The following is a 16,521-nucleotide window of genomic DNA, read 5'->3' as shown; positions in this document are numbered from 1 at the left end:
TCCTCACTTAATTAGCGTGCCTTCATTGCCACCTACGATGATATTAACCAAAGCACCTGGCTTACTCATATTGAATACACGAATTGGCATCGAGTGGTCACGAGTCAAACAGATTGCTGTTAAGTCCATGACACCTAACTGTTTTTCCAAAACTTCATCATAGCCTAATGTATCATATTTCATGGCAGATGGATCTTTCATTGGATCAGAAGAGTAAACCCCATCGACTTTTGTTGCTTTCAATACAACATCAGCATCGATCTCAATGCCGCGTAGACATGCAGCAGAGTCTGTTGTAAAGAAAGGATTCCCTGTACCCGCTGAAAAAATCATAACCTCACCTTCTTTCAGCAAGCGCATTGCTCGACGGCGGTCATAAGGTTCAACAATTCCCGTCATAGTAATCGCCGACATCACTCGAGTTCGAATATTCGCACGTTCCAAGGCATCACGCATAGCCAAAGCATTCATCACCGTTGCCAGCATCCCCATATGGTCACCAGTAACGCGATCCATGCCCGCTTGACTCAACGCTTGACCCCGAAACAAGTTACCACCACCGATGACGATCCCAACCTCGACACCAATACCACGCAATTGACCAATCTCTAAGGCAATGCGATTTAATATTTTAGGATCAATACCAAACGGCTCCTCACCCATCAAGGCTTCACCACTTAGTTTCAACAAAATTCGTTTGTAGTTTGGGTTTTTCTCTTTTGGCATCTCAATCTCCGGCAATGGTGTTGTCTAAAATAACAGACGTGAGCCACTTTCACGACTATCTATAACGCTTGTTTCATAAAAAGGGGCAGATAAACTGCCCCTTTTATAAAAACATTACAGCAAGAATTAACCTTTAAGCTGAGCTGCCACTTCTGCTGCGAAATCAACTTCCGCTACTTCAATACCTTCACCTACCTCTAAGCGAACGAAAGAAGTGACTGTTGCCCCAGCATCTTTGACAAGTTGACCCACTTTAATTTCTGGGTTCTTAACGAAAGGCTGCTCAACAAGACTATTCTCTGCCAAAAATTTCTTCATACGACCTACAATCATTTTGTCAACGATTTCTGCAGGTTTGCCAGCCATATCAGGCTGAGCACGGATGATTTCTTCTTCTTTAGCCAAAATATCAGCAGGCATATCATCACTACGAACAACGCGAGGAGAAACCGCTGCAACGTGCATAGACACATCTTTAGCCAATTCTGCATCACCACCTTCCAACTGAGTCAATACAGCAATTTGACCGTTACCATGCAAGTAACCGTTGATCAGACCACCTTCAATGATCACAGCACGACGAGGTGTGATGTTTTCACCAATTTTTTGAACCAATGCTTCGCGAGCTTCAAGCATTTCACCTGAGATCACTTTAGCCATATCGGTTTCTTTTGTTTCAAACACAACATCAGCGACTTTGTTTGCAAAAGAAATAAAGCCTTCATCACGAGAGGCAAAGTCTGTTTCAGAGTTCACTTCAACCAACACACCGTAAGAAGCATCATCAGCTACACGCATGATAATGGTACCTTCTGCTGCAGTACGACCCGCTTTTTTAGCTGCTTTCATACCACTTGATTTGCGTAGCTCTTCGATTGCCACTTCGATGTCAGCATTTGCTGCTACAAGTGCTTTTTTACACTCCATCATACCTAAGCCAGTGCGTTCACGTAGCTCTTTTACCAATGCTGCAGATACTGCCGCCATGTCCAAATCCTCTTAATACTATTTCAAATTTAAAAAAGGGGGCGAGATGCCCCCCTTTAGAAACCAGAGCAAACTATAGGGTTCGCTTATGCTTCAGCCGCTTCGTTTACTTCAACAAACTCATCTGCATTTCCAGCCGTCGCAGCACGACCTTCTAAAACTGCATCAGCGAAAGCGCCAACGTACAACTGAACAGCACGGATAGCATCATCGTTTGCAGGAATAACGTAATCGATACCATCTGGATCACTGTTGGTATCTACAATACCGATAACTGGAATACCAAGCTTGTTCGCTTCTTTGATTGCAATACGCTCGTGGTCAACATCCACAACAAACATAACATCAGGAAGACCGCCCATATCTTTGATACCGCCCATAGAAAGCTCTAATTTTTCAAGCTCACGAGTACGCATCAAGGCTTCTTTCTTAGTTAGCTTATCGAAAGTACCATCAGACATTTGAGTTTCAAGGTCACGAAGACGCTTGATAGAAGCACGAATAGTCTTGTAGTTTGTCAACATACCACCCAACCAGCGGTGGTTAACGTATGGCATACCAGAACGAGCAGCTTGTTCTTTGATCGTTTTAGACGCAGCACGTTTTGTACCAACAAACAAAACCTTGTTTTTGTTTTCAGCCATTTTCTTAACAAGCTCTAACGCTTCGTTAAGAGCTGGAACAGTGTGCTCAAGGTTAATGATATGAATCTTGTTACGAGCACCAAAAATGAAAGGCTTCATTTTTGGGTTCCAGTAACGAGTTTGGTGACCAAAGTGTGAACCAACCTGTAACAGGTCGCGCATAGAAACTGTAGGCATTTTACTATCCTTTAAATTTGGGTTATTTAAGCTTACCAACCAAGTGCGTCAGCCAGACAAGGTTTAAAGCAACCATTGGCACCCCAGACACACTCACTTTAATGCGGCAAGATCGTTAGTTTTCGTCATTAAGTTGTTGCTTCACTTAGACACAAGTCTAGTAAGCGGGCGATTTATACCATATTTCGCCCTAAATCTAAAGACTAAAAGCGAGCTTTTATTCCTCAAGAGTTTGTATTTTTTTCACACTAACAGGGGCGATTCTAGACATTAAGTCATGTAGAATAATAAACATATATGACAATTTAATACGTTGTGTTACCGCTCGCGACTAAATCGCAGCAAAACACCAACCCTACATTTAGAAAGATATATTACTTATTATGAGCAACGAAATACTAAGCAAAATTGAAGAGTTAACCCGCGGTGGCCGTAGCGAGGTACCCAGCTGGACGCCCAAAGCACCTTCCACACGATTTACTGATATTAACGATATCGAAGGTATGCGTGTAGCAGGCAAACTGGCGGCAGACGTACTCGTAATGCTTGAAGAGTTTGTTGTCCCTGGTGTCACCACAGAGCAACTGGACATTATTGCCCACAACTACTCAGTCGATGTACAAGGCGCCATTCCAGCCCCACTAAACTATCACGGCTTTCCTAAATCTTGCTGCACATCGGTTAATGATGTCATCTGTCATGGCATACCTAATGACAAATCCCTAAAAAAGGGCGACATCGTTAATATTGACATCACCGTTATTAAAGACGGTTACTATGGTGACACCAGCCGCATGTTCTTTGTCGGCCAAGTTGCCCCCCATGCAGAACGCCTGTGCACGGTTACTCAAGAGTGTCTTTATCTTGCCATCGACATGGTCAAACCTGGTGTACGCCTTGGCGACATCGGCGCCGCCATTGCCGCTCATGCCCATAAAAATCACTACTCCGTGGTAGAGGAATACTGTGGCCATGGTGTTGGAACAACTTTTCATGGCGAACCCCAAGTGGCTCATTACGGAAAACCAGGCACTGGCGTTGTGTTAGAAGAAGGCATGACACTCACCATTGAGCCTATGATTAATGCAGGAAAAAAACAGGTTAAGCACACAGGACCAGACAACTGGATTGCAAAAACCAAAGATGGACGACTTTCTGCACAGTACGAACACACACTGTTAATTACACAAACTGGTGTCGAAGTTTTAACACGACGCCCTGAGGAAACACGCTTCTCTTAAGAGGGGCGTGAGTACTTTTTACAAATGAGTACTGCAACCACCCTTGCCAAATTGCTATCTTGATAACGCTTTTTCTGAGGCCTTATATGGATTTTCCTGCTTTTCCTGATGCTCCGCCACTACTAACTCCTGAAGAGAAAAAAGAGTTATCACAACCGAGCTGCTCCATTTCTCGCTACAAAGCGATTCTAGAAGAAAAAACAGCCGCGTATGATGACCTCTTTCATGCCCTTTACCCGATCGAAAAATTGGTAAAAGGGTTAGCCGCAGTCTACGACGAAGCCTTACAGGCTGCTTGGACAGCAAAAGGCTTAGCTCAAGAGAGTAACATGAGCTTGTTAGCAGTTGGCGGCTATGGTCGCAGTGAGCTTCACCCCAAATCCGACATAGACTTACTTATTTTACTTGATGATAATGCCTCACCTGAAAGCGAGAAAATTGAATCCTTCATTACTTTTTTATGGGATATCAATTTAGATGTCGGTCACAGCGTCAGAACGGTAACCCAATGTACCGAAATGGCAGCCCATGACATTACCATTATCACCAACCTGATCGAATCTCGGACACTGATTGGCCCCGATGATCTACTAGCAAACCTAAAGCTTAATATTGATGTAGACCACATGTGGGATGGCCACACGTTTTACAAAGCCAAAATAGCAGAGCAAAAGCACCGCCACGCAAAATACCAAAACACGGCTTACAACCTTGAGCCTAATTTGAAAGAATGCCCTGGCGGTCTTCGCGATATGCAAGTCATCGACTGGGTTGCCAAACGTCACCTACATACCCACCGACTCAGCGCCCTGATTGATAAAAATTTCCTCTCCGAAGATGAATACATTCAGCTCAAAGGGGCAGTTGGCCATTTATGGCGTATTCGCTGGGCGCTCCATATGATCGCAGGTCGCAAAGAGGACCGTCTTTTATTTGATCATCAGCGCACCCTATCAAAAGTATTTGGCTTTGAGGATGATGACCTAAAACGCAATGTAGAGCGTTTTATGCAAGGCTATTACCAAAGCGTGGCCGCTATTCAACAACTCAACGATTTACTACTTCAACACTTCGAAGAGTCGTTTTTGTTGATTGATGAAGAAGACACCATAGAGATCATTAATGAGCGCTTCCAGATTTGCAACGGTCAACTTGAAGCCACCAGCCCCAGCCTTTTTCAAGATACACCATCCGCTATGCTTGAAATGTATGTGCTAAGAGGAAATAACGAAAAAATACGAAGCATTCGCGCCAACACCATGCGCCAACTACGCGACAGCTTGGATTTAGTAGATGATGAGTTTAGAACCAACCCTCAAAACACCGACTTCTTTTTAGACATTATATCAAGCCGCTATCGGCTGACCAGCACATTACGCTCCATGAAACACATTGGCTTGCTAGGCCGTTATCTTCCCGAATTTGGTGCTATCATTGGGCAAATGCAACATGACCTTTTTCATATTTATACGGTCGATGCCCATACCCTGCAATTAGTAGAAAACCTACGCCGCTTGTGGCTACCAGAATCCAAGCAAAAGTTCCCCATTTCTACGCAAGCCATGCGCCATATTCCCAAGCCTGAACTGTTATACATTGCAGGCCTCTACCATGACATTGCAAAAGGACGTGGCGGAGACCACTCGGAACTCGGCTGCGTAGACGCTCAAGCCTTCTGCGAACGCCACAGACTCCCCAAAAGAGATACAGATCTCGTCGTTTGGCTTGTTCGTAACCACTTATTTATGTCTGTGACTGCTCAACGTAAGGACATCTCTGACCCTGAGGTCATTTGGGAGTTTGCAAGTTATGTGAAGGATCAAGAGCATTTGGACTATCTCTTCATCCTAACAGTGGCAGACATCAACGCCACCAACCCCACCATGTGGAACAGTTGGCGAGCCTCCCTAATGCGCCAACTGTATTTAGAAACCAAGCGCGCCTTGCGTCGTGGCCTTGATTACCCTATTGACGCCGACATGCAAAGCGACGAACACAAACAGCGCGCGTTGGAAATCATTATCGAGCGCAACGTCGATATTATGGATGCGGAAAACGTTTGGAATAAAATAGAAGAAGAATATTTTATTCGCTCCAATGGTGAAGAAATCGCCTGGAATACAGAGGCCATACTTCGCCATCGCCCGAGCGAAAAACCCCTCGTTGCAATCAGCCCATTAGGCGGAAGAAACTTCTCAGGAGCGAGCAAAGTATTCATTTACACGAAAAACAACAAACACCTGTTTGCAGTGACAGCCACTCTGTTCGAACAACTTGGATTCACCATATTAGATGCCAAAATCAGCAATACGACAGATAACTATACGCTCGATAGCTTTGTGGTAATGGACATTAACGACAACGAAACCAGCTTACATCTAGACAAAGAACGCATTACCTTTATCCGCGAAACCCTAACCGAGCAACTGGACAACCCCTCTTTGTACGAAAGTGTAATTCAACGTTATACACCGCGCATTTTAAAAATCTTCAATTCACCCGCTACCGCACACTTTGTCAGCCAACCAGAAGAGGTCTGGTCCGCAATAGAAGTGACCGCACCAGATCGACCAGGACTGCTTGCCTTAATTGGTCAGCTTTTTATGAATCAGAATATTATGCTACATAAAGCGAAAATTGCCACATTAGGTGAACGCGTAGAAGATACCTTTTATGTCACAGAAGAGGATGGCAGGTTGATTACTGATCCTGAAAGAATGAATACCATCTGTACTCTATTAAAAGAAAAAATTGACCGTTTTTCACAAGCCATGGATTGAGACAAAATGAACCCATTTATTCGTTCTTTACACCCTTACCCTTTTCAAAAGCTAGCAGAACTTTTGGAAGGATTAACGCCCAATCCAGAGAAACCGCTTATTCGGCTGACCATTGGCGAGCCCCAACACGAGTCGCCTCAGTGTGTACTTGATAAGTTAGCAGACAGTCTAAAAAGCGGCGTCAACAAATACCCCAACACAAAGGGCGAGTTACCTTTACGCAAAGCCATCGCTGAATGGACAAAACACCGTTTTCACTTGGATTCAATTGACCCCGAGACCCAAGTTTTACCCGTGACAGGTACTCGTGAAGCCCTTTTTGCTATCACACAAACCTTAGTCGGCGAAAAATCCAATACCCTTGTGGTTAGTCCCAATCCATTCTACCAAATCTACGAAGGTGCTGGCATTTTAGCGGGTGCTGAACTTTACTACTTACCTTGCGGCCCTGAAACGCGCTACCAAATTAATTACCAAGACATCAGCGATGATGTGTGGCAACGCTGCGAAGTACTTTTTGTCTGCTCACCAAGCAACCCAAGTGGCACAGTCACAACGCTTGACGACTATGCCTACCTACTAGAAAAAGCCAGAGAATTTGACTTCACGATTGTTGCCGATGAGTGTTATTCAGAAATCTACTTCGATAACAAGCCTCCACTTGGACTCCTTGAAGCTTGCCAACAATTAGGCAATACCAGCTACGACCATTGCTTGATTTTTCAATCACTATCAAAACGCTCCAACCTTCCTGGTTTACGCTCTGGTTTTGTTGCGGGGGACGCCAACATTTTAAAACCCTTCTTGCTCTATCGCACCTATCAGGGCTGCTCGATGCCGATTCACCATCAAGAGGCCTCTGTTGTCGCTTGGCAGGATGAAGAGCACGTTGAGAAAAATCGCGATATTTACACACGCAAATTTACTAGTGTGTTAGAAATATTGACCCCTATTATGAAGGTCAGTAAGCCAGAAGCTGGGTTCTATTTGTGGCCAGAACTCGACATAGATGATGAAACATTCTGTACCGAACTCTACAAGCAGGAAAGCGTACTGGTTCTGCCTGGCAGTTACCTAGGGCGCCAAATCAATGACTATAATCCTGGCAGCAAACATGTACGCATGGCCCTTGTTGCAGAGGAATCACAGTGTGTTGAAGCGGCACAACGAATCCGCCACTTTATCACCAATAATCAACATCTTATGACCAAATATCAATAAATTAACCCTATCCCTTTAAAGAAACTCAATGGAGAACATAATGAGCGATCAAATTTTTGCATTCGGTCTTGGTATCGGAACACAAAACAAAGAAGGCAACTGGCTAGAAGTCTTCTACTCCGCGCCCAGCATTGATGTAGAAAAAAGTACCCTTGATGCGCTATTAGAAAGCACGAATTACGAAGGTGGCAACAGCACTCTAGTACTAGATGACAGCGACCTAAACCGCCTACACATGAGCCTACTAAAAGCGGGCAACATTGAGCAAGCTGAACTTGCCTCACGCCTGAAAGCGTCTTCTCAACCGATTGTATTGTGTATCCTAGCAACCGACGAAGCCCCCACCAACCCTGCTGAAGTTTACTTAAAACTCCAACTGATTTCTCATCGTTTGATCAAACCTCATGGCACCGTGCTTGACGGCATGTTTGGCCTACTGATCAACACCGCATGGACCAGTGAGGGCCCTATCGATGTGCGCGAACTTGCTGATCGTCAATTAACCGCTCGCATGCAGGGCCGCACCATTGAAGTATTCAGCGTTGACAAGTTCCCTAAAATGGCCAACTTTGTGGTACCAAGCGGTATTCGTATCGGCAACGCCGCCCGTATTCGCTTGGGAGCACACCTTGGCGAAGGCACAACCGTCATGCACGAAGGCTTCTGCAACTTTAACGCAGGTACATTAGGCAACAGCATGGTTGAAGGACGTATTTCTGCTGGTGTCGTTGTTGGCGAAGGCTCTGATCTCGGCGCAGGTTGCTCTACAATGGGCACCCTTTCTGGTGGCGGCAACATCATCATTGGCATTGGTGAAAAGTGCCTTGTTGGTGCCAACGCTGGTATTGGTATCGGCCTAGGAGATCGCTGTACTGTTGAAGCGGGACTGTATGTGACAGCAGGCCAAAAAATATTGGTGCGCGACAGCAATGGCGAACCCGTTGCGACGGTTAAAGCTCGCGAGCTCTCGGGCAAATCGGATTTGCTCTTTATCCGTAACTCAGAAACCGGTGCTGTTGAATGCCGTACGAATAAAACAGCCATCGCCTTAAACGAAGAGCTACACGCTCATAACTAATTCCAGACCATGATTTGACTGCTCAACGAAACACACCTGAGCAGTCAATGACGGCCAGCATGAAAACTAATATTCGACTAACGACTAAACAGACATGAGATAAGGAAACAGAACATGGTCGATATTTACGGCATCAAAAATTGCGACACCATGAAAAAAGCATTTCACTGGTTAGACGAGAACAACATCGAGTACACCTTTCACGATTACAAAAAAGAAGGTGTAAATGAAACACAGGCAAAACAGTGGCTTGAGGAATTAGGTTGGGAAAACATCATCAACAAACGCGGTACCACATGGCGGAAACTAGATGATAAAACCAAAGATACTATGAATAATGAACTGGCACTGCAAACTATTCAAGATCAGCCGTCCATCATTAAGCGCCCATTGCTAATTAAAAACAATGAGATTATCTTAGGGTTCAAGCCGTCTGATTATCAAGCGATCTTTCAATAAGGCTCACGTTTATCCAATGACATTATTTGCTAACGCAACTAGATACCAATGACGTGATATTTGATCCATTCATCAAATGGTTAGAATTAGCGAAGGACTGGCGTGTAGATTTGTGGAGATGACGATGGCTGCCTTACAACAGGCGTGATACTGGGTGTATATCCATTAACGGAGTCATCAGAACGTATGACAGGCACATAATAAGATTGCTCAACAACAGGCTGAGGAATAAGCCAGCTACAGCCACTGCCCAACAGCCCTAACAGAATAACCATACTAAATTTCATAACCCACCTTATGATAACACCCGAGCCAATACTGTAATGTTATTATAAGGTAGCTAAATCGAACACAAAGGTAAAGAATGTCTAACTTGTCACCCACGTTAAAACTTGCTCTGGATCTAATATCCCGCTCTTCTATCACTCCTGAAGACGCAGGTTGTCAGGATGTGATGATCGAGCGACTCAAACACATCGGCTTCCACATCGAACCGATGCCATTCGGCGACGTAAAAAACTTTTACGCCAAGCGCGGCACATCCGGTCCTAACCTCTGCTTTGCCGGCCATACCGATGTCGTACCAACTGGCCCAGAGAGCGAATGGAAAGTTCCGCCCTTTGCCCCCAAGATCATCGACGGCATACTCTATGGACGCGGTGCCGCAGACATGAAAGGCAGCTTAGCGGCGATGGTTACGGCTGTTGAGAGCTTTATTGAAGCCAACCCGAACCATAATGGTCAGATCTCCTTTTTGATTACCAGTGACGAGGAAGGCCCATTTGTAGATGGTACGACACGAGTTGTCGATGCTCTTATGGCAAGGGAAGAAAAGGTCGACTGGTGCATCGTTGGCGAACCATCCAGCACCCATACGCTGGGTGATATTATTAAAAACGGCCGTCGAGGCTCATTCAGTGGCGACTTGACGATTTATGGTAAACAAGGCCATGTGGCCTATCCCCATTTAGCAAAAAACCCCATTCACTTAGCGGCGCCCGCCATTGCCGAACTAGCGAGCACTCATTGGGATGACGGTAACGATTTTTTCCCTCCCACCAGCTTTCAGGTGTCAAATTTAAACGCTGGAACAGGAGCAACCAATGTCGTACCTGGCACATTAAAAGCGCTATTTAACTTCCGTTTTTCATCTGAGTTGGATTTTGACGCATTAAAGTCCCGTGTCACTGAGATTCTAGACAAGCATCAACTTCGTTACGATGTAGAATGGACTTACAACGGCCTACCGTTCCTTACTCGTCCTGGTGAACTGGTCGATGCGATTAAAAATGCCATTGAAGCCACTGTGCAGATTACCCCCGAACTGTCGACCTCAGGTGGCACATCGGATGGGCGCTTTATCGCCAAAATGGGCACACAAGTGGTCGAACTTGGTCCAATTAACGCCACCATTCATCAAATTAATGAATGCGTCGAAGCCGAAAGCCTAAACCAGCTCAGTGCCATCTATGAGCGCATTCTACAGAATTTATTTACCTAAACAGCTTAATCCATTATGTCTCTAAAAAGCCGCCTTCATAAACTTGCGATGAAACTTGGCAACAATCCTCGTCTCGCATTGCTCAAAATGATACAAGGTGGCCTTTTATTTGCTTTTGGCTCCTTAATGATTATGGTCGCCAATCGTGTCTTGGAAGACTCCATACAAGCAGAGCTTATTGCCCTACTTGGACTGATTATTGCCGGTGCAGGTGTTATTTGGACATTAGTAGGCTATTTATCCATGAGTATTTTGCGACTCTACAACATGATCAACAAAAAGGATTAAACGATGCAACCCGACATCGAAATTTACCTTTTATCTTGCCCAACTGATAAAATCATTTCTTGGCTGAACGAAAGATTCACCTTGCTAGATAAGCAAACACCATCTGCGGTTTGCACAAAATTGGTAATGTCGTACGAAAACCAAGTTATTCCAGTCACCATTATAGAACAAGCGGCAGGAAAGCGATTTACCTCGATCCTGTTTGACACTGACAAAACCCCTTGGGATGATGACATCAGCTGCGCAAAAGAAGCCTACCGCACTCTACAATGCGAAATTCGCTGCAACCTTCAAAGCTGGTCGGAAGACGATAACCAAGATCCAGATCAATGGTGGAAAATCAACGATTACGAAGAAGGCCCATTTATTTGGAAGTAACAGAACGACTCATCTCAATCAGACACAACTAAACACCAATACGCACTACCCATATTGAGAAAGACACTTTTTTTCATAAGCGAACGTTAAGTTAAGCTGATTATGATGATCTTACAACACAACAAACCATTATTTGAAAGGGATACAACTCATGCAAATTACACTCTTAAAAGGCAAACTCCATATGGCCAGCGTCTCTCAAGCAGAGCTTTGGTACGATGGCTCCTGTGCAATAGACAAAGATCTTGTTGAATTGGCAGGTTTTCGTGAATTTGAACAAATTGACATTTATGATGTTGATAATGGCGAGCGTTTTCATACCTATATCATTCTTGCTGAAGCGGGCTCAGGCACCATTTCTATGAATGGCGCTGCCGCGAGAAGAGTACAAGTTGGAGACCGAGTCATTATCGCAGCATATGGTACTATGGACGAAAGTGAAGCGGATAGCTTTAAACCTAAGCTAGTCTACCTAAACAAAGACAATACTGTTGAGCGTACTACCAATACTATTCCAGTGCAGAAAGATTAATGTCTTCTATCCTGAACAAAAAAAACCAGCTATGTCGACATAGCTGGTTTTTTTGAAAAACATTAAAAATAGCTAACTAACAAATTTATAGCACTGCAAGTGCCGCATCATAGTTAGGCTCATCAGCAATTTCAGCAACCTGCTCGCTATAAAGCACCTTCCCACTCTCATCCAATACAATAACGCTACGAGACAACAGACCAACCAGTGGTCCGGTTTTAAAGGTTAACCCGTAATCATCACCGAACGTTGAACGAAAGCTGGATCCCATATCCACATGGTCAATCCCCTCTGCACCACAAAAACGAGCCGCAGCAAACGGCAAATCCGCAGACACACAAAGTACATTAACCCCCTTTAACGAGGCTGCCGATTCATTAAATTTACGAACAGAGGTTGCACAAGTGGGTGTATCAACTGATGGAAAAATATTCAGAACAAGCTTAGCACCCTGATAATCTTTTAAAGATACCAATGACATATCGCTCTTCACTAATTCAAAATCAGGTGCCATTGATCCCACAGCAGGCAGCGAGCCAACAGTTTCGATTGAATTACCTTTCAATGTAACAAACGCCATACTATCCCCTTGGTATTAATCAATATGATTATTAATAAATGACTTTTTGAGCAGTGTATGACTCAAAATCATAAAGAAAGACTCAACTAACGCTATCCTCGTACAATAGACACGTTTTCGGCTTGTTTTCCTTTCTCACCCTCAGTCACATAAAAACGAACCAACTGTCCTTCCACAAGAAAGCGACGGCCACGGCCACGAATGGCTCGATAGTGAACAAAGACATCGTCGCCATTTTCCATAGTTAAAAAGCCAAACCCTTTTGAAGAATTAAACCATTTCACCGTTCCCTGCTCACGATCGTCGTCTTCATCCTCATCAGGCTGCGACTGAGCAGCAGAGCTATTACCCTGACTAATAATGGCACCAACGTAAACAGAAACCAAAGTAAATGCAAAATAGACCAAATAGTTTGTTCCGAGTACCTCACCTAATACACCGGCTATCAGCAAAGGAACAATAAGCGCAATAACTAGACTTGTAATAAATGCACGTACTGAAAACAAGCTTGAACCAACAGAAGAGCCTTTCGTACTTGCAACATTATCCTGATGATCATTCATAACTGTATCTCTTATTAATATGTTGAGTTGTTGAGACGAGGCGATTATTTACCAAAACAAGACACCCCGTTTTATTTTATACAAATGTGAAAAATTAAAAATTTTACTACACTCTTTCAAAATTGCCATGTGAAGCGAAAGATGATCGTAGTAAGATAACCATCTTGTTTAAAAGAGCAATTTTTCGCCTTTTCTATTTTTACACGTAATCAATTACGGGTAATCCATAGAGAATGGCTCCCAAATTAAGAGCTTAGCTCATTAAGGTTACCATACTGATGCCATCAATGAACACCTCAGATATCGAGCAACGAGTTGATGAACTCGAATACCAAGTGCAATTTCAAGAAGACACTATCGATAGCCTAAATAAAACCATCGCCCTACAACAAAAAGATCTTTTATTGATACAAGAAAAATTATCTTTTCTAGCCAAACAATTAGAAAACTATCGCCAACAACAAACTATCCATGGCGACGACAAGCCACCCCATTATTAGTAATAATAGTGAACCCACTATATCAACACAGATAATAGAACTAACTGGCCTCTAATGATTTTAGAACATGGACGTCAAATCGCCCAGCTTTTCCCTCAAGTTGGTAAGTTGGCACCATTCCACTCAAAAAGGGCGCACCTTTAGGCCGCTTTACAACGACTCGATATTCCGCTAGTTCAAGTGCTATGGGTAAAAGAGCATCAGCGTCCTCATCTTTGCCAACCAAATCACGGAAAAATGCCATTTCTTTTTTTGCCGCCGCAGACGATTTGTCCGTATGCGGATACATGGGATCAAGATAGATCACATCAAACATTTGTCCAGTGATGGATTGAATATCCGTATCCAATAAAGTCATTCTAGCAACAATTTCACCCACTTCTTGATGATTTAAAGCACGGGCTAAACCATCTTTAAGCATTGCTCTAACAAAGCCCACACGCTCACACAATGACAGCTGACAGCCAAGACTGGCTAACACGAACGCATCACGACCCAAACCAGCAGTTGCATCAAGCACACGCAGACCATTACGCTTATTTAAACCAACCGCTTTAGCAATATCCTGACCTTTTCCTCCACCAAATCGTCGTCGGTGATCCGTCGCACCGGAAGTGAACTCAACCAGCACAGGTTTAGGTGCGCCCTTGCCCGTTTTAGCCAAACTCACACCGTTTTCCCCTACTAACAACAAATAGCCGTATTCATCCACATATTTCAGCGGCTTATCAAGTCGATAAAGTGATACATTTAATTCATCGGCCAATTGTTTACTCAAGTGATCGAATACAACATCCAGTGAGGCGACAGCAAAACGACTAAACAAAAACATCTACTCCAATTAATTGATTTCAAGGGCTACCCGATATCATCGCTTTGGCATTTTGGTATCTCTGAAGAACGGATTGAACTTTTACTAATAATCTTCTATGTACCGAAAGCATGAGCCACTGTTATGAGAATAGGCTTTTCAAAAAGCCTTACAGAGACGGGAGTCAATAAATTCACGATACCAGACACTTTCTTATTATAGAGAAATCATGAAGGTGACACACTATTATTGACTTTCATCACAGGAAGTTGAGAACGAATCTCCATTGTAAAAAAGCGCTCACTATTCACAGTAATGCACAATTTATTAATATCGCTTTTCTCATAAAAATACCCATTTTAACAGCCCCCAAAATAACAGCGACCAACCGACATTTACTATATTTACAGAGTCCGCTTAAAAAAATCACCTCGAAAGAGGTGATAACAGAGTCATTACAAAATGTACGCTAAAGAAAAATAAAGCTCACCCTAGCGTTTTCCTATTCTAGGCGCTTGTTTCTCCCAGGTAATTTCATCTCTTAAATAAATAGGAATCGCATCGTAAGCCGACACTGTTTCTCCTTTTTCAAAAGCAACAATGGCCAGTTGTGCAATGCAGGCCGCTCGCGGCGCAACCTCCACCAGCACCTGTTCCGGTTGAGCTGGCAATAAACCGGTGAGTATTTCATCGTATCGCCACCCCGACCCAACACCTTGGTAGGGCAATGACAGAGCTTCTAGTCTCTCGGGCTGAATCACACGCTCATCGAGCAAGGTCTTCACACTATACCGCTCTGTTGTCTTATCCCCTCCCGTCACCTTATCAACAAAGTACCCTGCAACATAGATTTCTCCCATGCGGGCATCCAGTGCTGACAACCAATGATGCAATCCAGTTTTCTGGAAGCCTTCCAGTGCTTGAGCCGCTAACGTCGAAATAGGAATGACAGGTAAATCTGCACCATAAGCCAATCCTTGCACGATACCGGCACTGATACGAAGCCCAGTAAAAGATCCAGGACCTCGCCCAAACGCAATGGCATCCAGGTCCTGTATAGCCACACCGGCTTGCTGCAAAATCTGCTCTACCATAGGCAGAATCAAATCATTATGCTGACGTGGCGCCATACGAAAATCTTCCAATACCACACCATCAATATTCAATGCAACAGAACAAGCCGAGGTAGATGTATCTAATGCTAAAATTGCCACCATCGAATAATTACGCCTTTAACGAAGTCAGCAAGCTTTGCTTAATATCGTTCAAATCGCCCACACCATTGACTTTGACAAATTGTGGTGCGCTAGTAGGCTCTTCTTTTAGCCATTGTTGATAATAACCAATTAGCGGTGCTGTTTGCTCGTGGTAAACTCCTAAGCGTTTACGCACGGTTTCTTCTGTGTCATCAACGCGTTGAATAAGATCTTCACCCGTTACGTCATCTTTACCTTCCACTTTAGGTGGATTGTAAATCACATGATAAGTACGACCTGAGCTTTCATGAACTCGACGGCCACTCATACGTTTCACAATTTCTTCATCGGCAACATCAATTTCCACTACATAATCAATATGAACACCCGCCTCTTTTAGGGCATCAGCCTGTGGAATCGTACGAGGAAAACCATCAAACAAGGCACCATTTGCACAGTCTTCTTGTGTTAGGCGCTCTTTAACAAGCCCAATAATAATATCATCGGAAACCAATTGACCGGCATCCATGACCGCTTTTGCCTTTAAACCCAACTCTGTTCCGGCCTTGACCGCTGCACGTAACATATCACCCGTTGAAATTTGCGGGATACCAAACTCTTCAGTAATAAATTGAGCCTGAGTTCCCTTACCTGCGCCTGGGGCACCTAATAATATTACTCGCATAACACGTCTCCAAAAGTCAGTCTATAAACTGGGAAGCAACCATCTGCCACATGAAAAAACACGCACAAAAAAGGCGCAAAAAAAGCAACAAAAAACAGATGACTTGCGTTGTAAAAAATTGAATGGCCGCTTAGCATAACCAAGCAAGCCTTCAAGATGCAAATTTACTGTCTT

At 43.9% G+C, this 16,521-nt stretch carries 19 protein-coding genes; 10 read left to right on the top strand and 9 right to left on the bottom strand.

Going from position 1 to position 16,521, the window contains the following annotated elements; translation table 11 throughout:
- Positions 1-3: 3 nt before the first annotated feature.
- The 3 genes from pyrH to rpsB form a co-directional block, all read right to left on the bottom strand.
- Positions 4-726: a UMP kinase gene (gene pyrH, locus MSP8886_RS06200; RefSeq protein ID WP_067013801.1), complete on the bottom strand. Its 723-nt coding sequence runs from the start codon at positions 724-726 to the stop codon at positions 4-6.
- 126 nt (positions 727-852) lie between these two features.
- Positions 853-1,713, bottom strand: a complete 861-nt coding sequence (tsf, locus tag MSP8886_RS06195; protein WP_067013799.1) for a translation elongation factor Ts — start codon at positions 1,711-1,713, stop codon at positions 853-855.
- Positions 1,714-1,799: 86 nt separating this feature from the next.
- On the bottom strand, positions 1,800-2,534 hold the full coding sequence (gene rpsB, locus MSP8886_RS06190) for a 30S ribosomal protein S2 (protein WP_067013797.1): 735 nt from the start codon (positions 2,532-2,534) through the stop codon (positions 1,800-1,802).
- Positions 2,535-2,917: 383 nt separating this feature from the next.
- Here rpsB and map point away from each other — a divergent pair, with 383 nt between their 5' ends.
- The 5 genes from map to MSP8886_RS06165 all read left to right on the top strand — a co-directional run bounded on the left by map (position 2,918) and on the right by MSP8886_RS06165 (position 9,313).
- On the top strand, positions 2,918-3,775 hold the full coding sequence (gene map / locus MSP8886_RS06185) for a type I methionyl aminopeptidase (protein ID WP_083200845.1): 858 nt from the start codon (positions 2,918-2,920) through the stop codon (positions 3,773-3,775).
- 86 nt (positions 3,776-3,861) lie between these two features.
- Positions 3,862-6,555, top strand: a complete 2,694-nt coding sequence (gene glnD / locus MSP8886_RS06180) for a [protein-PII] uridylyltransferase (protein WP_067013795.1) — start codon at positions 3,862-3,864, stop codon at positions 6,553-6,555.
- A gap of 6 nt (positions 6,556-6,561) precedes the next feature.
- Positions 6,562-7,776: a succinyldiaminopimelate transaminase gene (gene dapC / locus MSP8886_RS06175; RefSeq protein ID WP_067013793.1), complete on the top strand. Its 1,215-nt coding sequence runs from the start codon at positions 6,562-6,564 to the stop codon at positions 7,774-7,776.
- Between the two features lie 40 nt (positions 7,777-7,816).
- Positions 7,817-8,854, top strand: coding sequence for a 2,3,4,5-tetrahydropyridine-2,6-dicarboxylate N-succinyltransferase (gene dapD / locus MSP8886_RS06170; RefSeq protein WP_067013791.1), 1,038 nt, complete (start codon positions 7,817-7,819; stop codon positions 8,852-8,854).
- 114 nt (positions 8,855-8,968) lie between these two features.
- Positions 8,969-9,313: an ArsC family reductase gene (locus MSP8886_RS06165; protein WP_067013789.1), complete on the top strand. Its 345-nt coding sequence runs from the start codon at positions 8,969-8,971 to the stop codon at positions 9,311-9,313.
- Positions 9,314-9,399: 86 nt separating this feature from the next.
- On the opposite strand, the gene MSP8886_RS06160 is transcribed toward MSP8886_RS06165, so the two are convergent.
- Positions 9,400-9,600, bottom strand: a complete 201-nt coding sequence (locus MSP8886_RS06160; RefSeq protein ID WP_067013787.1) for a hypothetical protein — start codon at positions 9,598-9,600, stop codon at positions 9,400-9,402.
- Positions 9,601-9,677: 77 nt separating this feature from the next.
- Here MSP8886_RS06160 and dapE point away from each other — a divergent pair, with 77 nt between their 5' ends.
- The 4 genes from dapE to panD all read left to right on the top strand — a co-directional run bounded on the left by dapE (position 9,678) and on the right by panD (position 12,012).
- A complete protein-coding gene (gene dapE / locus MSP8886_RS06155; protein WP_067013785.1) occupies positions 9,678-10,814 on the top strand; it encodes a succinyl-diaminopimelate desuccinylase in 1,137 nt (378 codons plus the stop codon).
- A gap of 15 nt (positions 10,815-10,829) precedes the next feature.
- Complete coding sequence (locus MSP8886_RS06150) at positions 10,830-11,102, top strand: hypothetical protein (protein WP_067013783.1); 273 nt, start codon at positions 10,830-10,832, stop codon at positions 11,100-11,102.
- A gap of 3 nt (positions 11,103-11,105) precedes the next feature.
- Positions 11,106-11,480, top strand: coding sequence for a hypothetical protein (locus MSP8886_RS06145; RefSeq protein WP_067013781.1), 375 nt, complete (start codon positions 11,106-11,108; stop codon positions 11,478-11,480).
- A gap of 151 nt (positions 11,481-11,631) precedes the next feature.
- Positions 11,632-12,012 (top strand): aspartate 1-decarboxylase, encoded by a 381-nt coding sequence (gene panD / locus MSP8886_RS06140; RefSeq protein WP_067013779.1) that lies wholly within the window; start codon positions 11,632-11,634, stop codon positions 12,010-12,012.
- Positions 12,013-12,097: 85 nt separating this feature from the next.
- On the opposite strand, the gene tpx is transcribed toward panD, so the two are convergent.
- Positions 12,098-12,592: a thiol peroxidase gene (gene tpx, locus MSP8886_RS06135; protein WP_067013777.1), complete on the bottom strand. Its 495-nt coding sequence runs from the start codon at positions 12,590-12,592 to the stop codon at positions 12,098-12,100.
- Positions 12,593-12,684: 92 nt separating this feature from the next.
- On the bottom strand, positions 12,685-13,155 hold the full coding sequence (locus MSP8886_RS22665; RefSeq protein ID WP_067013775.1) for a cold-shock protein: 471 nt from the start codon (positions 13,153-13,155) through the stop codon (positions 12,685-12,687).
- 278 nt (positions 13,156-13,433) lie between these two features.
- Between MSP8886_RS22665 and MSP8886_RS06125 the strand changes: the two genes are divergently transcribed.
- Entirely contained in the window at positions 13,434-13,655 is a 222-nt protein-coding gene (locus MSP8886_RS06125) for a SlyX family protein (protein WP_245659044.1), read from the top strand.
- 40 nt (positions 13,656-13,695) lie between these two features.
- On the opposite strand, the gene MSP8886_RS06120 is transcribed toward MSP8886_RS06125, so the two are convergent.
- From MSP8886_RS06120 to adk, 3 genes are all read right to left on the bottom strand, one after another.
- Positions 13,696-14,481 carry a class I SAM-dependent methyltransferase gene (locus MSP8886_RS06120; protein WP_067014519.1) on the bottom strand — a complete coding sequence of 262 codons (786 nt, stop codon included), beginning with the start codon at positions 14,479-14,481 and terminating at the stop codon, positions 13,696-13,698.
- Between the two features lie 476 nt (positions 14,482-14,957).
- On the bottom strand, positions 14,958-15,683 hold the full coding sequence (tsaB, locus tag MSP8886_RS06115; RefSeq protein ID WP_067013774.1) for a tRNA (adenosine(37)-N6)-threonylcarbamoyltransferase complex dimerization subunit type 1 TsaB: 726 nt from the start codon (positions 15,681-15,683) through the stop codon (positions 14,958-14,960).
- A gap of 7 nt (positions 15,684-15,690) precedes the next feature.
- On the bottom strand, positions 15,691-16,347 hold the full coding sequence (gene adk, locus MSP8886_RS06110) for an adenylate kinase (protein WP_067013772.1): 657 nt from the start codon (positions 16,345-16,347) through the stop codon (positions 15,691-15,693).
- Between the last annotated feature and the right edge of the window lie 174 nt (positions 16,348-16,521).

This window comes from Marinomonas spartinae (assembly GCF_900089775.1).
In the GTDB taxonomy this organism is placed as follows: Bacteria; Pseudomonadota; Gammaproteobacteria; order Pseudomonadales; family Marinomonadaceae; genus Marinomonas; species Marinomonas spartinae.
Note: the sequence above shows the minus strand (reverse complement) of the source record. Positions and strands in the feature narration are given on the sequence as shown.

What these genes read in the sequence shown, in the direction of transcription:
- pyrH (WP_067013801.1), bottom strand. Translation starts at nt 726, where the DNA reads ATGCCAAAAGAGAAAAACCCAAACTACAAACGAATTTTGTTGAAACTA.
- tsf (WP_067013799.1), bottom strand. Translation starts at nt 1,713, where the DNA reads ATGGCGGCAGTATCTGCAGCATTGGTAAAAGAGCTACGTGAACGCACT.
- rpsB (WP_067013797.1), bottom strand. Translation starts at nt 2,534, where the DNA reads ATGCCTACAGTTTCTATGCGCGACCTGTTACAGGTTGGTTCACACTTT.
- map (WP_083200845.1), top strand. Translation starts at nt 2,918, where the DNA reads ATGAGCAACGAAATACTAAGCAAAATTGAAGAGTTAACCCGCGGTGGC.
- glnD (WP_067013795.1), top strand. Translation starts at nt 3,862, where the DNA reads ATGGATTTTCCTGCTTTTCCTGATGCTCCGCCACTACTAACTCCTGAA.
- dapC (WP_067013793.1), top strand. Translation starts at nt 6,562, where the DNA reads ATGAACCCATTTATTCGTTCTTTACACCCTTACCCTTTTCAAAAGCTA.
- dapD (WP_067013791.1), top strand. Translation starts at nt 7,817, where the DNA reads ATGAGCGATCAAATTTTTGCATTCGGTCTTGGTATCGGAACACAAAAC.
- MSP8886_RS06165 (WP_067013789.1), top strand. Translation starts at nt 8,969, where the DNA reads ATGGTCGATATTTACGGCATCAAAAATTGCGACACCATGAAAAAAGCA.
- MSP8886_RS06160 (WP_067013787.1), bottom strand. Translation starts at nt 9,600, where the DNA reads ATGAAATTTAGTATGGTTATTCTGTTAGGGCTGTTGGGCAGTGGCTGT.
- dapE (WP_067013785.1), top strand. Translation starts at nt 9,678, where the DNA reads ATGTCTAACTTGTCACCCACGTTAAAACTTGCTCTGGATCTAATATCC.
- MSP8886_RS06150 (WP_067013783.1), top strand. Translation starts at nt 10,830, where the DNA reads ATGTCTCTAAAAAGCCGCCTTCATAAACTTGCGATGAAACTTGGCAAC.
- MSP8886_RS06145 (WP_067013781.1), top strand. Translation starts at nt 11,106, where the DNA reads ATGCAACCCGACATCGAAATTTACCTTTTATCTTGCCCAACTGATAAA.
- panD (WP_067013779.1), top strand. Translation starts at nt 11,632, where the DNA reads ATGCAAATTACACTCTTAAAAGGCAAACTCCATATGGCCAGCGTCTCT.
- tpx (WP_067013777.1), bottom strand. Translation starts at nt 12,592, where the DNA reads ATGGCGTTTGTTACATTGAAAGGTAATTCAATCGAAACTGTTGGCTCG.
- MSP8886_RS22665 (WP_067013775.1), bottom strand. Translation starts at nt 13,155, where the DNA reads ATGAATGATCATCAGGATAATGTTGCAAGTACGAAAGGCTCTTCTGTT.
- MSP8886_RS06125 (WP_245659044.1), top strand. Translation starts at nt 13,434, where the DNA reads ATGCCATCAATGAACACCTCAGATATCGAGCAACGAGTTGATGAACTC.
- tsaB (WP_067013774.1), bottom strand. Translation starts at nt 15,683, where the DNA reads ATGGTGGCAATTTTAGCATTAGATACATCTACCTCGGCTTGTTCTGTT.
- adk (WP_067013772.1), bottom strand. Translation starts at nt 16,347, where the DNA reads ATGCGAGTAATATTATTAGGTGCCCCAGGCGCAGGTAAGGGAACTCAG.